The organism is Streptomyces sp. NPDC056734, assembly GCF_042790455.1.
Lineage (GTDB): Bacteria > Actinomycetota > Actinomycetes > Streptomycetales > Streptomycetaceae > Streptomyces.
Window position 1 is genome coordinate 16890 of the sequence record NZ_JBHTZD010000018.1, and the last position, 21030, is coordinate 37919.

At 72.6% G+C, this 21030-nt stretch carries 18 protein-coding genes; 9 read left to right on the forward strand and 9 right to left on the reverse strand.

All coding sequences use genetic code 11. The features are described 5' to 3' along the window. Positions 1 to 10: 10 nt before the first annotated feature. Positions 11 to 1384, forward strand: coding sequence for an aminotransferase class V-fold PLP-dependent enzyme (locus ACFRFC_RS26315; protein ID WP_382692057.1), 1374 nt, complete (start codon positions 11 to 13; stop codon positions 1382 to 1384). Between the two features lie 430 nt (positions 1385 to 1814). On the opposite strand, the gene ACFRFC_RS26320 is transcribed toward ACFRFC_RS26315, so the two are convergent. The 7 genes from ACFRFC_RS26320 to ACFRFC_RS26350 all read right to left on the reverse strand — a co-directional run bounded on the left by ACFRFC_RS26320 (position 1815) and on the right by ACFRFC_RS26350 (position 8660). After that, positions 1815 to 3014, reverse strand: a complete 1200-nt coding sequence (locus ACFRFC_RS26320) for a glycerate kinase (RefSeq protein WP_382692058.1) — start codon at positions 3012 to 3014, stop codon at positions 1815 to 1817. Between the two features lie 67 nt (positions 3015 to 3081). Beyond that, positions 3082 to 4494, reverse strand: a complete 1413-nt coding sequence (locus ACFRFC_RS26325) for an SLC13 family permease (RefSeq protein ID WP_382692059.1) — start codon at positions 4492 to 4494, stop codon at positions 3082 to 3084. Between the two features lie 172 nt (positions 4495 to 4666). Then, positions 4667 to 5329, reverse strand: coding sequence for a response regulator transcription factor (locus tag ACFRFC_RS26330; protein ID WP_382692060.1), 663 nt, complete (start codon positions 5327 to 5329; stop codon positions 4667 to 4669). A 16-nt stretch (positions 5330 to 5345) separates the two neighbouring features. Continuing rightward, the gene (locus ACFRFC_RS26335; protein ID WP_382692061.1) at positions 5346 to 6857 is read right to left on the reverse strand and encodes an ATP-binding protein; all 1512 of its coding nucleotides are present in this window, start codon (positions 6855 to 6857) and stop codon (positions 5346 to 5348) included. Beyond that, positions 6769 to 7164, reverse strand: a complete 396-nt coding sequence (locus tag ACFRFC_RS26340) for a small secreted hydrophilic protein (protein WP_382692062.1) — start codon at positions 7162 to 7164, stop codon at positions 6769 to 6771. The genes ACFRFC_RS26335 and ACFRFC_RS26340 overlap by 89 nt, the downstream gene beginning before the upstream one ends. Before the next feature lie 474 nt (positions 7165 to 7638). Next, positions 7639 to 7920: an Lrp/AsnC family transcriptional regulator gene (locus tag ACFRFC_RS26345; RefSeq protein ID WP_382692063.1), complete on the reverse strand. Its 282-nt coding sequence runs from the start codon at positions 7918 to 7920 to the stop codon at positions 7639 to 7641. After that, positions 7917 to 8660, reverse strand: coding sequence for a rhomboid family intramembrane serine protease (locus tag ACFRFC_RS26350; protein WP_382692064.1), 744 nt, complete (start codon positions 8658 to 8660; stop codon positions 7917 to 7919). Before ACFRFC_RS26350 ends, ACFRFC_RS26345 begins: the two co-directional genes overlap by 4 nt. A 313-nt stretch (positions 8661 to 8973) precedes the next feature. On the opposite strand from ACFRFC_RS26350, the gene ACFRFC_RS26355 reads away from it, so the two are divergent. From ACFRFC_RS26355 to ACFRFC_RS26375, 5 genes are all read left to right on the forward strand, one after another. Then, on the forward strand, positions 8974 to 9213 hold the full coding sequence (locus ACFRFC_RS26355; protein WP_382692065.1) for a hypothetical protein: 240 nt from the start codon (positions 8974 to 8976) through the stop codon (positions 9211 to 9213). A 64-nt stretch (positions 9214 to 9277) separates the two neighbouring features. Continuing rightward, on the forward strand, positions 9278 to 10627 hold the full coding sequence (locus ACFRFC_RS26360) for an NYN domain-containing protein (RefSeq protein ID WP_382692066.1): 1350 nt from the start codon (positions 9278 to 9280) through the stop codon (positions 10625 to 10627). A gap of 306 nt (positions 10628 to 10933) precedes the next feature. Further along, positions 10934 to 11977: an NlpC/P60 family protein gene (locus tag ACFRFC_RS26365; RefSeq protein WP_382692067.1), complete on the forward strand. Its 1044-nt coding sequence runs from the start codon at positions 10934 to 10936 to the stop codon at positions 11975 to 11977. A 231-nt stretch (positions 11978 to 12208) separates the two neighbouring features. Next, positions 12209 to 13225 (forward strand): NlpC/P60 family protein, encoded by a 1017-nt coding sequence (locus ACFRFC_RS26370; RefSeq protein WP_382692068.1) that lies wholly within the window; start codon positions 12209 to 12211, stop codon positions 13223 to 13225. Positions 13226 to 13253: 28 nt separating this feature from the next. Further along, the gene (locus ACFRFC_RS26375) at positions 13254 to 14444 is read left to right on the forward strand and encodes a hypothetical protein (RefSeq protein ID WP_382692069.1); all 1191 of its coding nucleotides are present in this window, start codon (positions 13254 to 13256) and stop codon (positions 14442 to 14444) included. 221 nt (positions 14445 to 14665) lie between these two features. On the opposite strand, the gene ACFRFC_RS26380 is transcribed toward ACFRFC_RS26375, so the two are convergent. Continuing rightward, positions 14666 to 15889 (reverse strand): glycosyltransferase 87 family protein, encoded by a 1224-nt coding sequence (locus tag ACFRFC_RS26380; protein ID WP_382692070.1) that lies wholly within the window; start codon positions 15887 to 15889, stop codon positions 14666 to 14668. An 81-nt stretch (positions 15890 to 15970) separates the two neighbouring features. Between ACFRFC_RS26380 and ACFRFC_RS26385 the strand changes: the two genes are divergently transcribed. Further along, positions 15971 to 17113, forward strand: coding sequence for a glycosyltransferase family 4 protein (locus ACFRFC_RS26385; RefSeq protein ID WP_382692071.1), 1143 nt, complete (start codon positions 15971 to 15973; stop codon positions 17111 to 17113). An 89-nt stretch (positions 17114 to 17202) separates the two neighbouring features. Here the strand turns inward: ACFRFC_RS26385 and ACFRFC_RS26390 are convergent, their stop codons facing one another. Further along, entirely contained in the window at positions 17203 to 19032 is a 1830-nt protein-coding gene (locus ACFRFC_RS26390) for an AMP-dependent synthetase/ligase (protein WP_382692072.1), read from the reverse strand. A gap of 508 nt (positions 19033 to 19540) precedes the next feature. Between ACFRFC_RS26390 and ACFRFC_RS26395 the strand changes: the two genes are divergently transcribed. Continuing rightward, positions 19541 to 20356, forward strand: a complete 816-nt coding sequence (locus ACFRFC_RS26395; protein WP_382692073.1) for a metallophosphoesterase — start codon at positions 19541 to 19543, stop codon at positions 20354 to 20356. Between the two features lie 183 nt (positions 20357 to 20539). After that, complete coding sequence (locus ACFRFC_RS26400; protein ID WP_382692074.1) at positions 20540 to 20980, forward strand: SRPBCC family protein; 441 nt, start codon at positions 20540 to 20542, stop codon at positions 20978 to 20980. The last annotated feature ends 50 nt before the right edge of the window (positions 20981 to 21030 follow it).

Below are 21030 nucleotides of genomic sequence, written 5' to 3' on the forward strand. Positions count from 1 at the left end.
GAGTTGACCCATGTCCGTCTCCACCGCCATCACCGCTGCCGCCCCCACCCTCGGTGAGCCGCTGCCCGTCCTCGGCCGGGACGTCACCGTGCCGCTCGTCACCGGCGGCGAGGTCGGTTACGCCGCGCTCGACTACGCCGCCAGCGCGCCCGCCCTCCAGCGGGTCTGGGACGACGTGGCCGCCTACGCGCCCTACTACGGCAGCGTGCACCGGGGCGCCGGATACCTCTCTCAGTTGTCCACCGACCTGTTCGAGAACGCCCGCAGGACGGTCGCCGAGTTCCTCGGCTGCCGCGAGGACGACCAGGTGGTGTTCACCCGGTCCACCACCGACTCCCTCAACCTGCTCGCCGCCGCGCTGCCCGCCGGCTGCCAGGTCTTCGTCTTCGAGACCGAGCACCACGCCTCGCTGCTGCCCTGGAAGGACGCGAAGGTCAGCTACCTCGACGCCCCGCGCACCCCGCGCCAGGCCGTCGAGACCCTGGAGCGCGCCCTCGCCGCCCGCGACCCGCACGGCCCCGCCCTGGTCTGTGTCACCGGCGCCTCCAACGTCACCGGCGAGCTGTGGCCGGTCGGGGAACTGGCCGCCGCCGCCCACGCGCACGGCGCCCGGATCGTCCTGGACGCCGCCCAGCTCGCCCCCCACCATCCCGTCTCCGTCACCGATCTCGACGTGGACTGGGTCGCCTTCTCCGGGCACAAGCTGTACGCCCCCTTCGGCTCCGGCGTGCTGGCCGGCCGCGCCGACTGGCTGCGGGCCGCCGAGCCCTACCTCGCGGGCGGCGGCGCCAGCCGCAAGGTCACCCGGCGTGAGGACGGCGGCGTGGACGTCGAGTGGCACGACAGCGCCGCCCGCCACGAGGCCGGCTCGCCCAACGTCATCGGCGCCTACTCCATCGCCTCCGCCTGCAAGGCCCTCACCGACGCCGGTTTCAACACCCTGGTGGCCCGCGAGCGGCAGCTGATCAGCGCCGTGCGGGCCGGGCTCGCCGACGTCCCCGAGGTGCGGATCCTGTCCCTCTTCGGCGACGACGCCCCCCGCGTCGGCGTGATCTCCTTCGTGGTCGACGGCTGGAACAGCTCCCACTTCGCCGCCGCGCTCTCCGCCGAGTACGGCATCGGCGTCCGCGACGGCCTGTTCTGCGCCCACCCGCTGGTCCGCACCCTGCTCGGCACCGACCCCGAGACCCAGGGCGAGTGCGGGGCCCCGGAGGCGGCACCGGGTGAGAAGTCCCTCAACGCCATCCGCGTCAGCTTCGGCGCGGGCACCCCCGACGAACACGTGGCCCGCTTCGTCCGGGCCGTACGCGAACTGGTGTCCGGCGGCGCCCGCTGGAGCTACCGCACGGTCGACGGCCGCTGCGTCCCCGACACGTCGGCGTGAGGGGGCGGGCGGCGCCGGGCATTACGGTCGATGGGCGGTGCACCCCGGACACCTCCGCCCGAGCAGCCACCCGGGCGCCCGCTACCCGCCGGCCGGAGCTACCCGTACGGTCGACGGCCGGTGCGCTCCCGGACGCCTCGGTCTGAGCGGGCGGTCGGGCGCCGGGTGCCGCCCGGTGGAGCCACCCGTAGGGTCGACGGCCGGTGTGCCCCCGGGCACCTCGGCGTGGGCAGGGAGTTGGGTACTCGGTATGGCTCGCTGGAGCTACTCGTACGGTGAATGGCCGGTGCGCCCCGGGCATCTCGGCGTGAGCGGGCGGTCGCGCGCCTGGCATCGCCCGCAGGAGCTACCCGTACGGCCGGAGGTCCCTGCGCCCCCGGGCACCCCGCCCGACCAGCCACCCGACCGCCCGCTACCCCCCCCGCCGGAGCTACCGCACCCTCGACGGCCGGTGTGCCCCCCGTAGCTCCCCCTGAGCCGGCAGGCGGGCGCCCAGGACGATCATGCGCAGGGCGCGTTCCGTGGCGTCGGTGAGGAGTTCCGCTGCTCGGAGCAGGGCCTCTGCCAGGGCCATCGGGGCGGGCAGGATGCCGTGGCAGGCGTCCACTCCGGGTACGTCGTGGGCGCCCTTGCCGAGGGTTCCGGCCAGGGCGAGTACGGGACGGTCGTAGAGCTTGGCGCGGCGGGCTACCTCGCCGGGTACCTTGCCGCGCTGGGTCTGTTCGTCGAGCGCGCCCTCGGCCGTCAGCACCAGATCGGCGCGGGCCAGCCGGGCGTCCAGGTCGAGATGGTCCAGGAGCACCTCGAAGCGCGGCCTCAGCCGGGCGCCCAGCGCCGCGAGCCCGGCACCGAGCCCGCCCGAGGCGCCGGTCCCGGACGCGGAGCGCAGATCGGTGCCCCGCACCCGCAGGTCCCGCGTCAGGACGTACGCCCACCGCTCCAGCCCCTCCGACAGCCGCTCCACCTGCGCCGGGGTGGCCCCCTTCTGCGGCCCGAACACCCGGGCCACGCCCCGCTCGCCGCAGAGGACGTTGTACGGGTTGCAGGCGACGAGGATCTCCGTCCCGGCGAGCCGGGGGTCGAGCCCGGCCGGGTCGATACGGTCGAGGCGTACCAACTCCCCGCCGCCGTGCGGGAGTTCGAAGCCGTCCGGGTCCAGCAGCCGTGCCCCCAGCGCCTGGAGCGCCCCCGCGCCCCCGTCGGACGTCCCGGAGTCCCCGCAGCCGACGACGATCCGCCGTACGCCCGTGTCGAGCGCGGCCCGGATCAGCTCACCCACGCCGTAGGTGGTGGTGGCCCCGGGATCGCGCAGGCTGGCCGGGACGAGGGACAGCCCGGCGACGGCCGCCATCTCCACCACGGCGGTGCGCCCGGAGTCCAGCAGCGCGAAGTGCGTGCCGATGACCTCGCCGAGCGGCCCGGTGGCCGACAGTGCCACCAGCCGCCCGCCCCCGGCGGTGGCGAGGGCACGGGCGGTGCCCTCGCCCCCGTCCACGAGCGGGATGAGATCGACCTCGGCGTCGGGCAGCACCCGCCGCACCCCGGCCGCGATGGCCTCGGCGGCGGCCTGGGCGGACAGTGACTCCTTGAACCCGCTGGGGGCGATGGCGATACGGGAGAGCGCGAGCATCGAACAGCTCCTTCGAAACGGTCGGAAGGGGAACGCCCGTCTTCCTTCAGGGGCGCGACGAACTGCGCTACCGCAGGGGCACCCCCATCACCGGCCACACCACCAGCGCGAACCCGAACACCAGCAGCGCCGTCAGGGGCGCCAGGAACGCCGAGAGCCGCAGGAGATCGCGGGGCGCGTAGGTCGCCACACCCGGCACGTCCGCGAACAGCGCGACCGGCTTCGCGGACGCCGGGAGCGTGTGGCAGAACCCCGCCGCCGCCGTGGACGCCAGCGCCGCCGCGACCGGATTGACCCCGGCCGCCAGGGCCGCCGCGACCACCAGCGGCACCAGCACGGAGGACCGCGCCGAGCGGGACTGCAACACCAGGTGCGCGGCCGTGCTGATGAGCACCACCACCGCCAGGAACACCTCCGGCCCCACCCCGCTGGGCAGCCCGGAGACCAGCCACTTCGCCGCCCCGGAGTCCGACAGCGCGACCCCCATCGCCATGGTCGCCGCCATGAACAGCAGCAAGGACCACGGCACGGTCTTCAGGGCGTCCTTCAGATGCACCGTGCCCAGCGCGGGCGAGGAGGCGACCACGGCCCCGATCAGCGCGACCAGCGCCGGCGGCACCTGGTGCAACGGCTCGCTGCACCACAGCATCACGACGGTCGCCAGCAGCAGCGCGCAGCGCGACTCGGCCGCCGACCAGGGCCCGGTGACGGGCTGATCGGTGTGTTCCTGGATGTCGTCGGCGCTGATCTCGACCGGCAGCTTGCGGTCCGCCCGGCGGGTGGTGGTGAGCAGGACGACCTCGGCGGCCAGATGCGAGGACGCGATGGCCAGCGGCAGCCCGATCAGCAGCCACTGGGTGAACCCGACCCGTTCCCCGGTCGACTCCCACAGCACCGAGACGGTGATCAGATGGGCGCCCGCGCCGATCAGCGTGGCCACCGCCGACAGCAGGATCACCGTCGGGAACAGCAGCGCCAGCATCACCACCAGCCGCCGGTGCCCGGACAGCACCTTGGCCAGCGCCAGGAACACCGGCAGGGCGAGCGCGGCCCGCCCCGAGGTGGCCGGGACGGCGAACGCGGTGACCACCAGCGCGGCGGTCGTCAGATGCGTCAGCTGCCGTACGGTACGGGCCCCGCCGACCAGGAACGCCGCCGCCCGTCCCGCGAGCCCCGTCCGGGAGACCGCCGCCGCCAGGACGAACGCGCAGATCAGCAGCCACACCGTGGAGTCGCCGAGAGTGCCGAAGAACGTGTCGCTGCTGATCACCCCGGTCACGGTCAGCGCGAGTCCGGCGCCGAGCGCGATGTAGGTGTCATCGATCGGGGTGGCGATCCACAGGCAGGTCGCCAGCGCGAAGACGGCGAGGGTCAGCCGGGCGGTACCGGACAGGCCGGGGAAGTTGCCGGGGACCGCCAGCGCGGCGCACAGCGAGAACGCCAGGCACAGGCCCACGGTCAGCCGGAGATTCAGTCTCACGCCATCGAGCGTTCACGCGGGCGGTGAGCCCATGATGAGCCGTCGATGAAAGGGACTTCATGCTGCCTGGTGAGAGGCTTTCATCGGGCGTTCGAGCGCCGGGAACACCCGCCCGGACGCGCCCCCTCAGCTCATCCCCATGCCCCCCGGCTCACCCGGACGCGCCCCTGCCTCACCCGGGCAGCCGGTACCCCATCCCCCGTACCGTCTCCACCCGTTCCGCCCCCAGCTTCTTGCGCAGGGCCCGGACGTAGACGTCCACGATGTTCGAGCCGGGGTCGAAGTCGTAGCCCCAGACATGGGACAGGATCTGCTCGCGGGACAGTACCTGTCCCGGGTGGCGCAGGAACAGCTCCAGCAGCACGAATTCACGGGCCGTCAGATCGACGGTCCGCTCGCCGGAGCGGGCCCGGCGGGTGCGCAGGTCCAGGGTGAGCGAGCCGGACTTCAGGACGGTGACCTCGGGCGCCCTGGCCGCCGTACGCAGCCGCAGCCGGACCCGGGCGAGGAGTTCCTCGAAGCGGAACGGCTTGGTCATCCAGTCGTCGGCGCCGCCCTCCAGGCCGGCCACCGTGTCGCGGACCGAGTCCCGCGCGGTCAGCACGATCACCGGGGTGCTCACCCGGGCCTCGCGCAGCTCGCGCAGGACGGTGAACCCGTCGCGGGCCGGCAGCCCGATGTCCAGCACGATCAGATCGAAGCCGCCGGTGAGCGCGTACTCGTAGCCCGCCTCGCCGTCGGCGACCACGGTGGTGGTGAAGCCGTTGGCGCGCAGGCCCTTCTCCACGAAGGAGGCGATGCGTTCCTCGTCCTCCACGATGAGGATGCGGTTCATGGGCGTGCCTCTCCCGTCATGGACGTGCTTCTTCCAGGGTGAGTACGAAGGTGGCGCCGCCCCCGTCGGTGTCGTGCAGGCTGGCCCGGCCGCCGTGTGCCTCCGCTATCGCGCGGACGATGGACAGTCCGAGTCCGGCGCCGGAACCGCGGGTGCCGCGCCGGGCGGTGCCGCGCCGGAAGCGTTCGAAGATCACATCGGCGTCCTGCGGCCGGACGCCCGAGCCGGAGTCGGCGACGTACAGCTCGATGTGCGGGCCCTCGGCGCGGGAGCCGATGCTGATGCGCTGGCCGGGGCCGGTGTGCTGGACGGCGTTCTGGGCGAGCTGGACCATGGCCTGGGTGATGCGCTGCGGGTCGAGCCGGACCTCGGCGTCGGCGACCTCGGCGAGATGCCATTCGCGTTCGCCCAGGGCGCGGGCCTTGACGTAGACGTCGGCGGTGAGTTCGGCGAGCTGGACCGGTTCGGGGGTGACGAAGTCGGGGCGTTCGGCCTTGGCGAGCAGCAGCAGATCCTCGACGATCCGGCTCATCCGGTCGAGTTCGTCGGTGACCAGCCGGACGGTCTCCTCCCGCTCGGCCGGATCGTCGCCCATCACCTCCAGGTGCCCGCGCACGATGGTGATGGGGGTGCGCAGTTCGTGCCCGGCGTCGTCGACGAACTCGCGCTGCGCGGCGAAGGCCCGCTCCAGCCGGTCCAGCATGGCGTTGAAGGTCTCCGCGAGGGCCGCTATGTCGTCGCGCCCGTGGACCGGTATGCGCCGCGTGAGGTCCTGCTCGGTGAGCTGGGCGGCGGCGGCCCGCACCAGCCGTACGGGTTGCAGTATCCGCCCGGCGACGACCCACCCTATGCCGGTGGTCATCAGCAGGGCGACGCCGGAGATGGCGAGCAGGATGCGGAACACCTCGTCGGCGCGGTCCTGCTCGCGCTGCGGGTGGAACGCGACGACGAACGCGGCCTGCGGATCACCGCCGTAGGGGGCGATGTCCACCTTGGCCCAGCGGATGTCGCCGACGGGGCGCTCGACGGTGCCGGTGGCCTCGGGGGAGCCGAAGATCTCCCGGCGGGCGACGGTGTCCTCGTGCAGGGGGAGCAGAGCCGGGATCTCCCGTTGCTGGATGATCTTCGCGGGGTCCGGGCCGGGGCCCGCCACCAGCCCGATCAGCTCCTCGTCGGCGTCGGCGTGCTGGCGCTCCAGGAAGACCCGCAGCAGCCGGGCCGGGTCGGTGAACGGCCGGCCGGTGGCGGGGTCTATGCCCCGCCCCTCGAACTGGGTGAACTCCACGGCCTCCTGGGCGAGCAGATCGGCGATCCGCTGATCGGTGTCGCGCAGCAGGATCGTCCGTACGGTCGTGGCGACGGAGCCGAAGGCCACGGTCATCACCAGCAGCAGCCACAGCAGGATGCGGACCCGGGCGGATATCCGCGCCCGGCCGTGCTCAGCCGTCGTCCCCGCCGGGCCCGTCGTCGTCCGCGCCGTCGTCGTCCCCGGCACCGGGGCCGGCTGGTTCGCTTCCGTCGTCGTCATTGCTTCCGCTGGTCTGGCCGGTGCCGCCGGGCGGCGCGGGGGGAGGGTCGGTCGGTGTGGAGGTGGGGTCGGCGGGGTCGATGGGCGCCCCGGGGGCGTCGGTCGCGGGCGGCGGGGAGACCACCTCGTCGCTGGGCGTGGGGCCGGGCCGGTCGGGGCTCGCGGTCGGGGAGCCGCTGTCCAGCTCCACCTTGGCCGGCACCTCCGGCGACTCCGGCCGGTCGGTGAGGACGAAGCTGGTCGCGGCGATCCCGAGCGGGATCACGACGACGGCGGCGAGGGCCGCCAGGCGGTGGGAGAAGACCATGGCATCGATGCTGCGGGGGCCGTCCGGTAATGAGGATGAAGTGAAGATGAGGAAGTCTTCATGGAGCCGGCACATGGGGCCGGTGGGGTCGCCCTCCGCCGGGTCGCTCCGCCGGGTCGCTCCGCGGGGTGCCTCGTGGGGTCGGTGGGGGGTTCGCCCGGTGGCGGGCGTCGCGCGGTCGGCGGGGTCGCGCGGGGTGGGGTGGTCCGTGGGGCCGGCGGGGTTGCGCGGGGTGGGGTGGTCCGTGGGGTCGAGGCGGTCTCGCCGTCGCGTGGGGTGGTCCCTGGGGTGTACGGCGTCCAGGGGCCGTCCGTCGTGGGTATCGCGTCCCCTTCGCGCGGCGGTCCGGTTCCGGTGTTCCCGGTGTTCCCGGCGTCTCCGGCGTCGCCCCGGGTCGTCGGGCCAGGGTCCGGGTCCGGGCCGTCGGGCCAGGGTCCGGGCCGGGCGGGGGTCGGGTCCGGCCCGGTCGCGGTGCTAGGAATCCAGGCCGATCGCGAAGGCCGCCTCCAGGTCGTGCTGGGAGTAGGTGCGGAAGGCGACATGCGTGTCCGTGCCCTCCACGCCGGGGATCTTGCTGATCCGGCCCGGGATCACCTCGGCCAGCTCCTCGTGCTCCTTGACCCGGACCATGGCGATCAGGTCATAGGTACCGGTGACGGAGAACACCTCGCTGACACTCTCCAGCGCGGCGATCCGCTCGGCGATCTCCGGAATCCGGTCCACGCTTGTCTTGATCAGGACGATCGCGGTGATCACGGCTGGTTCTCTCCCTCGGGGGCCGGAGCTGGGGCGGACCTCACTCTAGCCGTCCCCCCGAAACGGGCCCACGCGTAGCAGAAGCCCAGGCCGAAGCCGATCAGATGCGCGAGATAGGCCACCCCGGGCCCCTGTGCGGCCCGGCCCGCCGCCACCCATTGCAGGGCCACCCAGAACGGCAGGACGACCCAGGCCGGGAAACGCAGCGGCAGGAAGAACAGGAACGGCAGCAGACTGGTCACCCGCGCCCGCGGGAAGGCACACAGAAAGGCGCCGAGGACCGCGGAGATCGCCCCGGAGGCGCCGACCAGCGACTGATCGGAGTCCGCGTGGGCGGCGGCGTACCCCAGCAGGGCGAGATAGCCGCACCCCAGATAGAAGAGGGTGAACTCGACCCGGCCCATCCGGTCCTCCGTCATCACCCCGAAGACGTAGAGGAAGAGCATGTTGCCGAGCAGATGGACCCAGCTGCCGTGCACGAACAGCGCGGTCGCGGGGGTCAGCACCGCCCGGGGGTCGCCCTCGAACAATTGTGCGGGTACGACGCCCCAGTGCCGGAAATAGACCCGCTGGGCGGCCAGCAGCTCGTCTCCGGTGCCGTACGCCGGATTGAATCCGGACGCCGGGCCGATCAGGAAGACCAGACAGCACGCCGCGATCAGTGCGCACGTCACCGGACCCGCCGGCCTGCGCAGCAGGGCCGCCGTCCGGCCCGCTGTCCCGCTCCAGTTGCCGATCATGGCTACAGAGCATGACGTACCGGGACGCAACCGCCCAGACCGCCTCGCCGCCGCCGTGAGATGGGCGGCGCCCGGCCACCAGGCCGTAGGGTTACCACCCACACGTTCCGGGGAACCCGGCGCGTCGCGGACACTGGAAGGGGTTCCGGGGCCCTCGGGACCCCCCGGGACCTCCGGGAATTCCAGGGACCCACGGACTCGCGGGACCCGGGAAACGCACGGATCCATAGCACCCGGACCACGGCACCCGGACTTACAGCACCACCCGGACTCACAGCACCCGGACTTACAGAGAAGGAAGCGGACGGTCACGATGACGGTTCCCCTGCCCACCGCCACCACGCGGTGGCGCTGCGCCCTGTGCGGCAATCTCACCCGCTTCGATGTGACGCGCTCGTCGAAGGTGGTCGAGTACGTCCACCTCGATCTGGCCGGAGCGCCGAACGTCGAGGAGCGCGAGGTGCTCAGTGAGACCATCGAGACGGTGCGCTGCCGCTGGTGCAACGCGGTGGACCAGGTGGAGCTCGTGGACAGGCCGGGCACCGACTCCTGAGGGAGGACGGGGCCCCCGGACCGCCGATCCCGCGCCGGGATCGGCACAGGCATTGGGGTGACGGATGGTGGAGACCACAGGCGGGGGGCCGGACGACGGCGCCGCTGAGGTGCTCGACCGTCCACTGCCCGACGGGGTGCGCCGCCGGGTCGTGCAGATCGTCTCCGACGGCTTCGGCGGGCTGACCGTCGGCGAGCTGCCCGCGCAGCTGCGGCAGTACGCCCGCTTCACCGCGAACCGGCGGGCCAAGTTCGCCGGCAACGCGATGGCCGCCGCCCTGGAGACCGATGCGCTGTTCCGCCAGCGCATCGGCGAGAAGCTGCGCGAGGCCCAGCCGGAGATCGCCGGGGCGCTGGACTCCGGCGCCCCGCCCCCGGCCGCCGATCCGCTCGACGTGGCGGCGGCGGCGTACGTGCTGCGGCCCACCGGCTGGGTGAAGCTGGTCACCGCGGCCGGCGAGGAGGCCCAGCGCGCCGACGCCGAGCGCGCCGGCGAGGAGAACCGCGCCGAGCTGGAGCGGCTGCGCACCGCGCTGGCCGCCGCCCAGGAGCAGATCCGCGCCGACACCGAGCGGCTGCGCGCCGACCTGGACGGGGCCAGGAAGGAAGCGGAATCGCTGCACCGCAAGCTGCGTTCCGCGCTCAGCGATGTCCGGCGCGGCGAGGCCGCGCTGCGCAAGGTGCAGAGCGAGATGGAGGCCGTGCGCACCGAGGCCCAGACCCAGGTGTCCGCCGCCGAGAGCGAGTCCCGCCGGCTCAAGTCCCGGCTCGGCGAGGCCGAGGCCGCCCTGGAGGCCACCCGGCGTGCGGCGCGCGAGGGCCGCAGCGTCGAGGACATGCGGGTACGGCTGCTGCTGGACACCGTCCTGGAGGCCGCGCAGGGACTGCGCCGCGAACTCGCCCTGCCGCCGGTGTCGGTGCGGCCCGCGGAGACCGTGGACGCCGTCGAGCCGGGCCGGATGACCCCGAAGGACATCGCCGCGCGTGCCCTGTCCGAGCACGACCCGGCCATTCTCGACCAGTTGCTCGCCCTGCCCCAGGCGCATCTCGTGGTCGACGGCTACAACGTCACCAAGACCGGCTATCCGCAGATGCCGCTGGAGAAACAGCGGCTGCGGCTGCTCGGCCAGCTCGCGCAGCTCGCCGCGCAGTCCGGCGCCGAGGTCACCTGTGTGTTCGACGGGGCGGAGCTGGCGGCGCCGGTGCTGCTGGCGCCCCCGCGCGGTGTGCGGGTGATGTTCTCCAAGCCGGGGGTCACCGCCGACGAGCTGATCCGCCAGCTGGTGCGCGCCGAGCCGCCGGGCCGGCCCGTCATCGTCGTCTCCACCGACCGTGAGGTGGCCGACGGGGTGGCGCGCGCCGGCGCCCGGCCGGTCGCCTCGGTGGTCCTTCTGAAACGGTTCGCCCGAGGCTGACCGCTTGCCGCCTGTGCGCCCCATGGTGACGGGGGCGTCCCAACCGCAACCTTCCGGCCGATTGCCCGAATTGATGTGATCTTTGGGCGACGTACGGTCAATCAAAGATCACTGCTTGTGAGTTGTGTGTAAATAATGACCGGTGGGGTGAGATTTTTCAGCTGAGGATTTGAACTGATCACAACCAGGTCACTAGGGTCGGGCCTCGAACCTCCGCTCGGGTGATCACTCATTGGGAGTGACGGCGGAGGGGCACCGCCCGCCGGCGTGTCGGTAGGCGGCTGGAGGAAGAAGGAGCTCGCCCCCGTGGCGTCCCACCGTCGACCCAAGCAGCCGAGCCGTGCGCGTGTGACCGTGCTGACCACCGCCGCAGCGGCCGCTGTCGCCATCACTTCACAGCCGGCGCAGGCCGCCCCGAGCGAGAGCCCGACCGCCGACGACGTGAAGGCGCAGGTCGACAAGCTCTACGAGGAAGCGGAGCAGGCCACCGAGAAGTACAACGGGGCCAAGGAGAAGCAGGAGGAGCTCCAGAAGGAGATCTCCACCATCCAGGACAACGTCGCCAAGGGCCAGGAAGAGGTCAACGAGCTGCGTGAGGACCTCGGTTCGCTGGCCAGCGCCCAGTACCGGTCCGGCGGTCTCGACCCCGCCGTCCAGCTCTTCCTCTCCGCCGACCCGGACGACTACCTCGAACAGGCCGCCACGCTCGACAAGCTGAGCACCCAGCAGGTCGACGCCCTGGAGGAGATCCAGGACAAGCAGCGGGTCCTGGCTCAGGACCGGGCCGAGGCCACCGAGAAGCTCGACGACCTCGAGGCCACCCGCACCGAGCTGGAGAAGAAGAAGGACGAGGTCCAGACCAAGCTCGCCGAGGCCCAGAAGCTCCTCAACACCCTCACCGCCGAGGAGAAGGCCGCCCTGGCGGCCGAGGAGGAGCTGGCCAGCGCCGACTCCGCCGAGCAGGTCGAAGCCGCCGCGACCACCGCCACCGCCAGCGGCTCCAGCTTCACCATGTCCGCCTACGAGGCCGCCCAGAGCGTGATCGGCAGCCCGTACGTGTACGGCGCCTCCGGCCCGTCCTCCTTCGACTGCTCGGGCCTGACCTCCTGGGCCTACGCCCAGGCCGGCATGCAGATCCCGCGCACCTCCCAGGAACAGGCCAACGCCGGTACGCGCATCTACAGCCAGTCCGACCTCCAGGTCGGCGACCTGGTCATCTTCTACGACGACCTGCACCACGTCGGTTTCTACGCGGGCAACGGCCAGGTGCTGCACTCCCCGCGCACCGGCACCGTCGTGCGCTACGAGTCGATCGACAACATGCCCTTCCAGTTCGGCGTCCGGATCTGACCGCACCGCCGCACGACACGGAGTATCGCCCGAACGGGCGAATCCCCGTGCCCCGAAGTGACCCCACGCCCCGCCGGTGACCTGCGTCAGCGGCGGGGCGTCACTGTGTGTGCCCACGGAGGTCTTTGGCCGACGGCCCGTCACGGGGCTACTGTTCGCGGCGCTCGAGTCGTCCAGCACGTCTCGGGTACGTCGTCCAGTGTGCGTCCAGTGGAAGGAGCGCGGCTTCCTGTGGGGTCCCATCGCCGTAAGGCACCGTCCGGGTTCGACCGGGGGGCCGGTGCCGTCGCCGTCTCCCTGCTCTCCGCCGCCGCTGCCGTCCTCGGCGCCGTACCGGCCTCGGCCGCTCCCGCCGATGACACCCGGGCGGAGGTCGACCGCCTCCACACCGAGGCGGAGCAGGCCACCGAGGCGTACAACAAGGCCGATGAGCGCACCGGCGCACTGCGTGGCCAGGTCCGCCGCACGCAGGACCGGATCGCCCGGCAGCAGGAGCGGGTCAACGAACTGCGCGAGGCGCTGGGCTCCCTGGCCGGCGCCCAGTACCGCTCCGGTGGCATCGACCCTTCCGTTGCTCTGCTGTTCTCCGACGACCCCGAGGACTACCTCGACAAGGCGGCCGTCCTGGACCGGATCAGCGAGCAGCAGGCCGGGCAGCTCGACGAACTTCAGGACGCCCTGCGGGAACTGGGCCAGGAACGCTCCGAGGGTGCCGGGAAGCTGGTCGAGCTGGAGAAGAGCCGCAAGGCCGTCGCCGCCCACAAGAAGACCGTCGAGACGAAGCTCGCCGAGGCCCGCCGCCTCCTGAACTCCCTCACCGAGGCCGACCGCGCCGCCTACGACCGCGCCTCCCGCGCGGGCCGCACCGACCTGCCCGACCTCTCCGGCGCCGTTCCCGCCTCCGGCCGCGCGGGCGCCGCGGTGGCCGCCGCGCAGTCCGCGGTCGGCAAGCCCTATGTGTGGGGCGCCAACGGTCCCAGCGGCTTCGACTGCTCCGGCCTGACCCAGTGGTCGTACGCGCAGGCCGGTGTCGCCATCCCGCGCACCTCCCAGGGCCAGCGGTACGCGGGCCGCCAGGTGCCGCTCTCCCAGGCCCAGCCCGGCGATCTCGTCACCTACCGCTCCGACGCCAGCCATGTCGGCATGTACGCGGGCAACGGGCAGGTCATCCACGCCCCCTACCCCGGTGCCCCGGTGCGCTACGACCCGGTCGGCATGATGCCGATCGCCTCGGTCACCCGCGTCTGACCTCCCCGCGCGCCTTACGATCGTGCGGATGGCTGGTCGAAGGCGGACACGGATATCCCCGGTCACCGGGGTCCTCGCGCTGTGCGCGCTGCTGATCTCCCTGGTGTCCTGCGGCGGGCCGCCCGCCCCGGACACCGGCCGCGCGGACGTCCAGCTGCTCCTGGACCGCCGCGCGCAGGCGTTGCTGGCCGGGGACACCGCGGGCGGCTACGAGAACGTCCGCGCGGTGCCGCTGGCGGCCTGGTCCTACCGGGTGACCGAGGTCGGCGCCCCGAGTGCCTCCGGGGACACCCTCACCGCGGACGCCGAGCTGAGCTACCAGATCGAGGGCTACGACGCGGCCCCCGTCACCACCGCACGCACCCTCACCCTCACCCGCGCCGCCGAGGGCGCCTGGCAGGTCGCGTCCGACCGGCCCGCCTCCGGGTCCGGACAGCAGCTGTGGGACCAGGGCGCGGTCTCGGTGGTCCGCGGCGCGCACAGCCTGGTGATGGGCGTCGGCAGCTCCGAGCAGTCCCTGCGGGACTTCGCCGACCTCGCCGACCGCGCGGTCCCGGCCGTCTCCGACGCCTGGGGCACCGAGTGGGGGCAGCACGTCCTGGTCCTCGTACCGGAGTCGCTGGAGGGCATGGCCGGGCTGCTGGGCTCGTCCGCCTCCTCCTACCAGGGGATCGCCGCGGTCACCACCGGTGAGGTCGGCGGCGGCTCCGCTCCCGCCGACCGGATCATCGTCAACCCCGAGGCGTACGCCGTGCTCGGCACGTCCGGCAAGCAGATCGTGCTCACCCACGAGACCACCCATGTGGCCACCCGCGCCCACACCGACGCCGCCACCCCGCTGTGGCTCTCCGAGGGCTACGCCGACTGGGCCAGCTACCGGGACACCGGCCGCGCCCCCACCGAGGTCGCCCCCGAACTGACCCGCGCGGTCGCCTCCGGCGACCTACCGCAGAGCCTCCCCGCCGACGACGACTTCGGCTTCACCGACGACGCCACCACCCTGGCCCGCGCCTACGAGTCCGGCTGGCTGGCCTGCCGCATGATCGCCGACCACTGGGGCGAACCCCTCCTGAACGCCTTCTACCAAGAGGTCGCCACCCACGACACCCGCGAGGGCGCGGTGTCCGCGGCCCTGATCAAGATCCTGGACATGACGGAGGAAGAGTTCACGCGAGAGTGGCGGGACTATGCGGTGGGGGTGCTGGCCGCTGGTGAGTGAGGCGGGGGTGGCTGGGGGCTGAGGGCGGGGGTGGCCGGTCGGTGGAGGGTGAGGGCTGACGGCCGGTGGGGTGACCGGGTACCGGCCGTGCTCCGCCTGCGGCGTGCCGTGCGGTGCCCTGCCGGGGGCTTGACGCTCCCGTCGCGTTGGCGGGGCGCCGGGTGGCTGGGCCTCGGCGGGGAGGTCATCCGGCCGTCGGGATTCGTGGGCCGGGGCGGGGCTCAGGGGGAGACCCGGGTGTTCTCCGGGCGGGCCCAGCGGGGCTGCGAGGGGGTGCCGGGGGGCCTTGTCGTCACCGTCGCTCGCCACAGGGTTCGGGATGCCAGGACCGTCGCCGCTACCAGGAGGCCGTTGCGCAGGATCAGCAGGGTGATGCCCAGGGTGTCGCTGGCGACCACGTGGGAGAACCACAGGGGGAACTCCAGGACGGTGAAGAAGCAGGCCGCGAGGATCAGCAGGACCGGCAGGCGCATGCGGCTCGCCCGGTGGCCCAGGCACACCGCCGCTATGCCGACCAGCCACACCATGTACTGCGGACTGATCACCCGGCTGGTGGTGGTGAACATCAGGACGCCGACGAACGCCGCGTCGGCCAGGGTCTGCGCCTCGAACCGCACCGCCAGCAGCCGCCACAGCAGCAGCCAGCCGAAGGCCACCGCGCTGAGCACCAGCGCGCCGACGCTGACCCACTCGACGTACGGGCCGATGAACTCCACCGAGCCGTAGTTCAGCAGCACCTGCCCCTCCCAGCCGTGGTGCCGGGCGATGTGGAACACCAGCGAGCCGAGGGACTCCACCTCGGTGCCCCGGTCCCGCTGGAAGGTCAGGAAGGCGAACGCCCCCGGCATCGCCAGCCAGAACACCGCCGCCAGAGCACCCGCCGTCACCAGGGCCGCCCCCCACGCACTGCGCTTCACCGCACCCAGCAGCACCAGCGCCGGCCACACCTTCAGCAGCGCCCCGAACCCCGCCAGCGCCCCCATCACCCGGGGATACCGGGCCCCGGCGAGCAGCGCGCCCACGGCGACGCCGGTCACCATCACGTCGTAGCGGGCGTACACCGTGGGACCCAGCAGCGGGACGCCCACCACCCACACCCACGCCCCGCGCGGACTGCGGCCGGGGCGGGCGCCCGCGTACAGCAGGAGCAGCAGCACCACCAGGTCGGCCGCGAAGGCCAGCACGAAGAACGCCTGCGCGTAGTCCAGGAACGGCAGCAGGGCGGGGGAGAGGATCGGCAGCGCGGCGGCGGGCGGGTACTGCCAGGTGACATCGTCCAGCGGGAACGTTCCGGTGCGCAGCACCTCGTACCAGCCCTGGTAGATCACCGAGACATCGCTGGTGACGTCGGGGCCGGGGAAGACCCACACCTTCAGGACGAGCAGCAGCAGGATCAGGCGGGTCAGCGCCCACAGGGTGAGCAGCCAGGGCAAAGTGCGCCGCATCTCCGACTTTTTCACTGAAACCCCTGTTCCCGCGCCCGGCCGTGCCGAGCGGTGAGTCTACGTTGGGTAGGCTCGGCGGCGATGCGCAAGACCCTTGTCGTCACCAACGACTTCCCGCCCCGCCCCGGCGGGATCCAGGCCTTCCTGCACAACATGGCCCTGCGGCTCGACCCCGAGCGGCTGGTCGTCTACGCCTCCACCTGGAAACGGGGCCACGAGGGCGCCGAGGCCACCGCCGCCTTCGACGCCGAACAGCCCTTCACCGTCGTACGGGACCCCACGACGATGCTGCTGCCCACTCCGGGCGCCACCCGGCGGGCCGTGGGGCTGCTGCGTGAACACGGGTGTACGGCGGTGTGGTTCGGGGCGGCGGCCCCGCTCGGCCTGATGGCACCCGCGCTGCGCCGGGCCGGGGCCGAGCGGCTGGTCGCCACCACGCACGGCCACGAGGCGGGCTGGGCCCAACTGCCCGCCGCCCGGCGACTGCTGCGCCGGATCGGCGAGGAGACCGACACCCTCACCTATCTCGGCGAGTACACCCGCTCCCGGATCGCCGCCGCGCTCACCCCCGAGGCGGCCTCCCGCATGGTTCAGCTGCCGCCGGGTGTCGATGAGAAGACCTTCCACCCGGGCTCCGGCGGCGCCGAGATCCGCGCCCGCCTCGGCCTCACCGACCGGCCCGTCGTGGTCTGCGTCTCCCGGCTGGTCCCGCGCAAGGGCCAGGACACCCTGATCCTCGCCCTGCCCCGGATCCTCGCCCACCAGCCCGACACGGCCCTGCTGATCGTCGGCGGCGGCCCCTACGCCAAGGACCTGCGCCGGCTCGCCCATGAGACCCGGGTCACCGACTCCGTGTTCTTCACGGGCCCCGTCCCCTGGTCCGCCCTGCCCGCGCACTACGGCGCCGGTGATGTCTTCGCCATGCCCTGCCGCACCCGCCGCGGCGGCCTCGACGTGGAGGGCCTGGGCATCGTCTATCTGGAAGCCTCCGCGACCGGACTCCCGGTCGTGGCCGGCGACTCCGGCGGCGCCCCCGACGCCGTCCTCGACGGCGAGACCGGCTGGGTCGTCCGCGGCGACTCCCCCGAGGACACCGCCGACCACATCCTCCCCCTCCTCGCCGACCCGGAGCTACGCAGAAGAATGGGCGAGCGGGGCAGACAGTGGGTGGAGGAGCGGTGGCGCTGGGACCTGCTGGCACACCATTTGAGAGACCTGCTGTAGAAGGCTTTCAGGGGCGCGGGGAACTGCGCGAGCAACCATGAACTACCGGTACTCGCCGACGAACCCCAGGTGGCACGTCAATAGGCGCCCTATTTGGCATAGATCGCTTCGATCTCGTCGGCGAAATCCTTGGCCACAACATTCCGCTTCAGCTTCAGCGACGGAGTCAAATGCCCCGACTCCTCACTGAACTGAGACGCCAGCACCCGAAACTTCCGCACCGACTCCGCCTTGGACACCGCCGCGTTCCCGTCATCCACCGCACTCTGGATCGCCGCGAGCAGATCCGCGTCCCCGGCCAGGGACACCGCGGAGGAGCCGGCCGGCTTCCCGTGGTCGGCCGCCCAGCGGCCCAGGAACTCCTCGTCGAGGGTGATCAGCGCGCCCACGAAGGGCCGCCCGTCGCCGACCACCATGCACTCGGCGATCAGCGCGTGCGCCCGGATGCGGTCCTCGATCACGGCCGGGGCGACATTCTTGCCGCCCGCGGTGACGATGATCTCCTTCTTGCGGCCGGTGATCCGGAGGTACCCGTCCTCGTCCAGGGTCCCGACGTCACCGCTGTGGAACCAGCCGTCGGCCAGCGCCTCGGCGGTCGCGGCCGGGTTGTTCCAGTACTCCGTGAACAGATGCTCGCCGTGCAGCAGCACCTCGCCGTCGTCCGCGATCCGCACCACCGAGCCCGGCAGCGGCTGCCCGACCGTGCCGATCTTCTGCCGGTCCCACGGGTTGAACGTCGTCGCCGCACAGGTCTCGGTCAGGCCGTAGCCCTCCAGGACCGTGAAGCCGATGCCGCGGAAGAAGTGCCCGAGCCGCTCGCCCAGCGGGGCGCCGCCCGAGATGGCGTACTCGCCCCGGCCGCCGAGCACCGCGCGCAGCTTGCCGTAGACCAGCTTGTCGAACACCTTGTGCTTGATCCGCAGGCCGAACCTCGGGCCCGACGGGGTGTCCAGCGCCTTGCTGTACGCGATGGCGGTGTCCGCCGCCTTGTCGAAGATCTTGCCCTTGCCGTCCGCCTGCGCCTTGGCGCGCGCCGAGTTGTACACCTTCTCGAAAACGCGCGGGACGCCCAGGATCAGGGTCGGCCGGAAGCTCGCCAGCTCGTCGGTGAGGTGCTTGATGTCCGGGACCAGGCCCAGCTTGATCGGCGCCATCATCGGCGCGACCTGCACCAGCCGCCCGAAGACATGGGCCAGCGGCAGGAAGAGCAGCACACTGCACTCGCCGGTGCGGAACAGCGGGCGCAGCCGCTCCACGGCGTTGCCGCACTCCGCGAAGAAGGCACGGTGGGTGAGGACACAGCCCTTGGGGCGGCCGGTGGTCCCGGAGGTGTAGACGATGGTCGCCGGGTCGTCCGCCTTGGCGAGCGAGCCGCGCTCCTCCACCGTCTCGTCGGAGACGTCCCGCCCGAGCCGCCCCAGCTCCTCGACGGCACCGGCTCCGGTCCCGTCACCGGTCCCGGCGGCGGGGCCCTCGATCTGCCAGACGTGCTTCAGCTCCGGCAGCCGGTCACGGATCGACTCCAGGTCGGCGCTGTGGGCCGCGGTCTCCACGATGCACGCGGTGACGCCCGAGTCCCCGAGGATCCACTGCACCTGCTCCGGCGAACTGGTCTCGTACACCGGTACGGTGACCCCGCCCGCGCTCCAGATCGCGAAGTCCAGCAGGGTCCACTCGTAGCGGGTGCGGGACATCAGGCCGACCCGGTCGCCCGGCTGCACCCCGGCCGCGATCAGGCCCTTCGCCGCCGCGCTGACCTCGGCGAGGAAGGCGGTGGCGGTCACGTCCTGCCAGACGCCGCCGGCCTTGCGGGCGATCACGGCGACGTCGGGATGCTGCGCGGCGTTTCTGCGGACGATGTCGGTCAGATTGCCGTCCGCGGGGACCTCGTACAAGGCCGGAAGACTGAACTCGCGCAAGACTGCTGCTCCTCATAGGGCGCCGGCGCCACGACGTTGTCGGCTGCGACGGTGCGGTCCAAGGTCCGGGCAGGTGCTCAGGGCGTTCACCGCCGAAGACCTGGGTACGACTGGACGGCCCGGACGTTACCCGCCGGTATGACGTCTTCGACAGGGGGTCCCGGCGAGATGTTCGCTGCGTCACACGGATTGGTGTTCCTGGGCGCACAGTAGTCCACCCCTTTCGGGACCGGCCAGTAACCGGCGTCCGGCCGGGGCGTGACCGGGGCGTGATCGCGGCCTGGCCGGGGTGGGACCGGGGCGTGACCGGGGCCTGGCTGGGGACTGGCTGCGGCCTGATCGAGGTCCAGCCGGGGTCCAGCCGAGGTCCGGCCGAGGTCCGGCCGAGGTCCGGCCGAGGTCCGGCCGGGGGTCCGGCCGGGGGTCCGGCTCGGGTCCAGTCAGGGTCTCACCAGGGGGCTGTCCGGCACTGTTCACTTCCGCCGCCGCCCGCCTACCCTTGATCACCATGGCACCCGCATCCGCACCCTCCTCCGCACTCGCCGCCGGCCGCCGCCATCGTGTGCACGTGGTCAGCGATGTGCACGGAAACGCCCGGGACCTGGCCGCCGCCGGGGCGGGTGCGGACGCCCTGATCTGCCTCGGTGACCTGGTCCTCTTCCTCGACTACGCCGACCACTCGCGCGGTATCTTCCCCGACCTGTTCGGCGCCGGGAACGCCCGCCGGCTCGTCGAGCTGCGCACCGCCCGCCGTTTCGAGGAGGCACGGGAACTCGGCGCCCGGCTGTGGTCGGGGATCGCCGAGGACCGGGCGACGGTCATCGAGACGGCGGTGCGCCGGCAGTACGCCGAGCTGTTCGCGGCGTTCCCGAGCCCGACGTACGCCACCTACGGCAATGTCGACATCCCGCATCTGTGGAAGGAGTACGCCGGGCCCGGCACCACCGTGCTCGACGGGGAGCGCGCCGAGATCGGCGGCTGGACCTTCGGCTTCGTCGGCGGCGGTCTGCGCACACCCATGCGCACCCCGTACGAGGTCGGCGACGAGGAGTACGCGGCGAAGATCGAGGCGGTCGGTGAGGTCGACGTGCTGTGCACCCACATCCCGCCCGAGGTGCCTGAACTGGTGTACGACACGGTCGCGCGGCGCTTCGAGCGGGGGAGCCGGGCGCTGCTCGACGCCATCCGGCGGACCCGGCCGCGCTACGCGCTGTTCGGGCATGTCCATCAGCCGCTGGTACGGCGGATGCGGATCGGGGCGACCGAGTGCGTGAACGTGGGGCACTTCGCGGGGGCGGGGCGGCCGTGGGCGCTGGAGTGGTGAGGCGGGCGGGGCGGTGCGGTGCGGGGCAGGGCGGTGCGCGTACCGCTGACGCGTGCGGGTGGAACGCCGTGGTGGGGGTTGACCGGCGGCCGTTGACCGCGCGGTAGCCTTCACGCTGCATCCGCACGCGCTCGTCCGCGTGCTGACCACCTGCTTACCGGCCGCATCGAAGGAGCCACGGCGATGGCGGAACACACCAGTTCGAGCATCACGATCGAGGCGGGAGCGGCCGAGGTCATGAAGGTGATCGCGGACTTCGCCCGCTACCCGGACTGGACCGGCGAGGTGAAGCAGGCCGAGGTGCTGGCGACCGACGCGCAGGGGCGGGCCGAGCAGGTCCGGCTGGTCATGGACGCCGGGGCGATCAAGGACGACCAGACGCTGGCGTACACCTGGACCGGCGTCCACGAGGTCTCCTGGACGCTGGTGAAGTCCCAGATGCTGCGCTCCCTGGACGGCTCGTACCTGCTGAGGCCCTCCGGGACGGCGACGGAGGTCACCTACCGGCTGACCGTGGACGTCAAGATCCCGATGCTCGGCATGATCAAGCGCAAGGCCGAGAAGGTCATCATCGACCGCGCCCTGGCGGGCCTGAAGAAGCGGGTGGAGTCGGGCACGGCGTAGCGAGAAGGGCTACGCGGGTCGACCGCAACGCCCGCAAGGGGCGCGGGGAC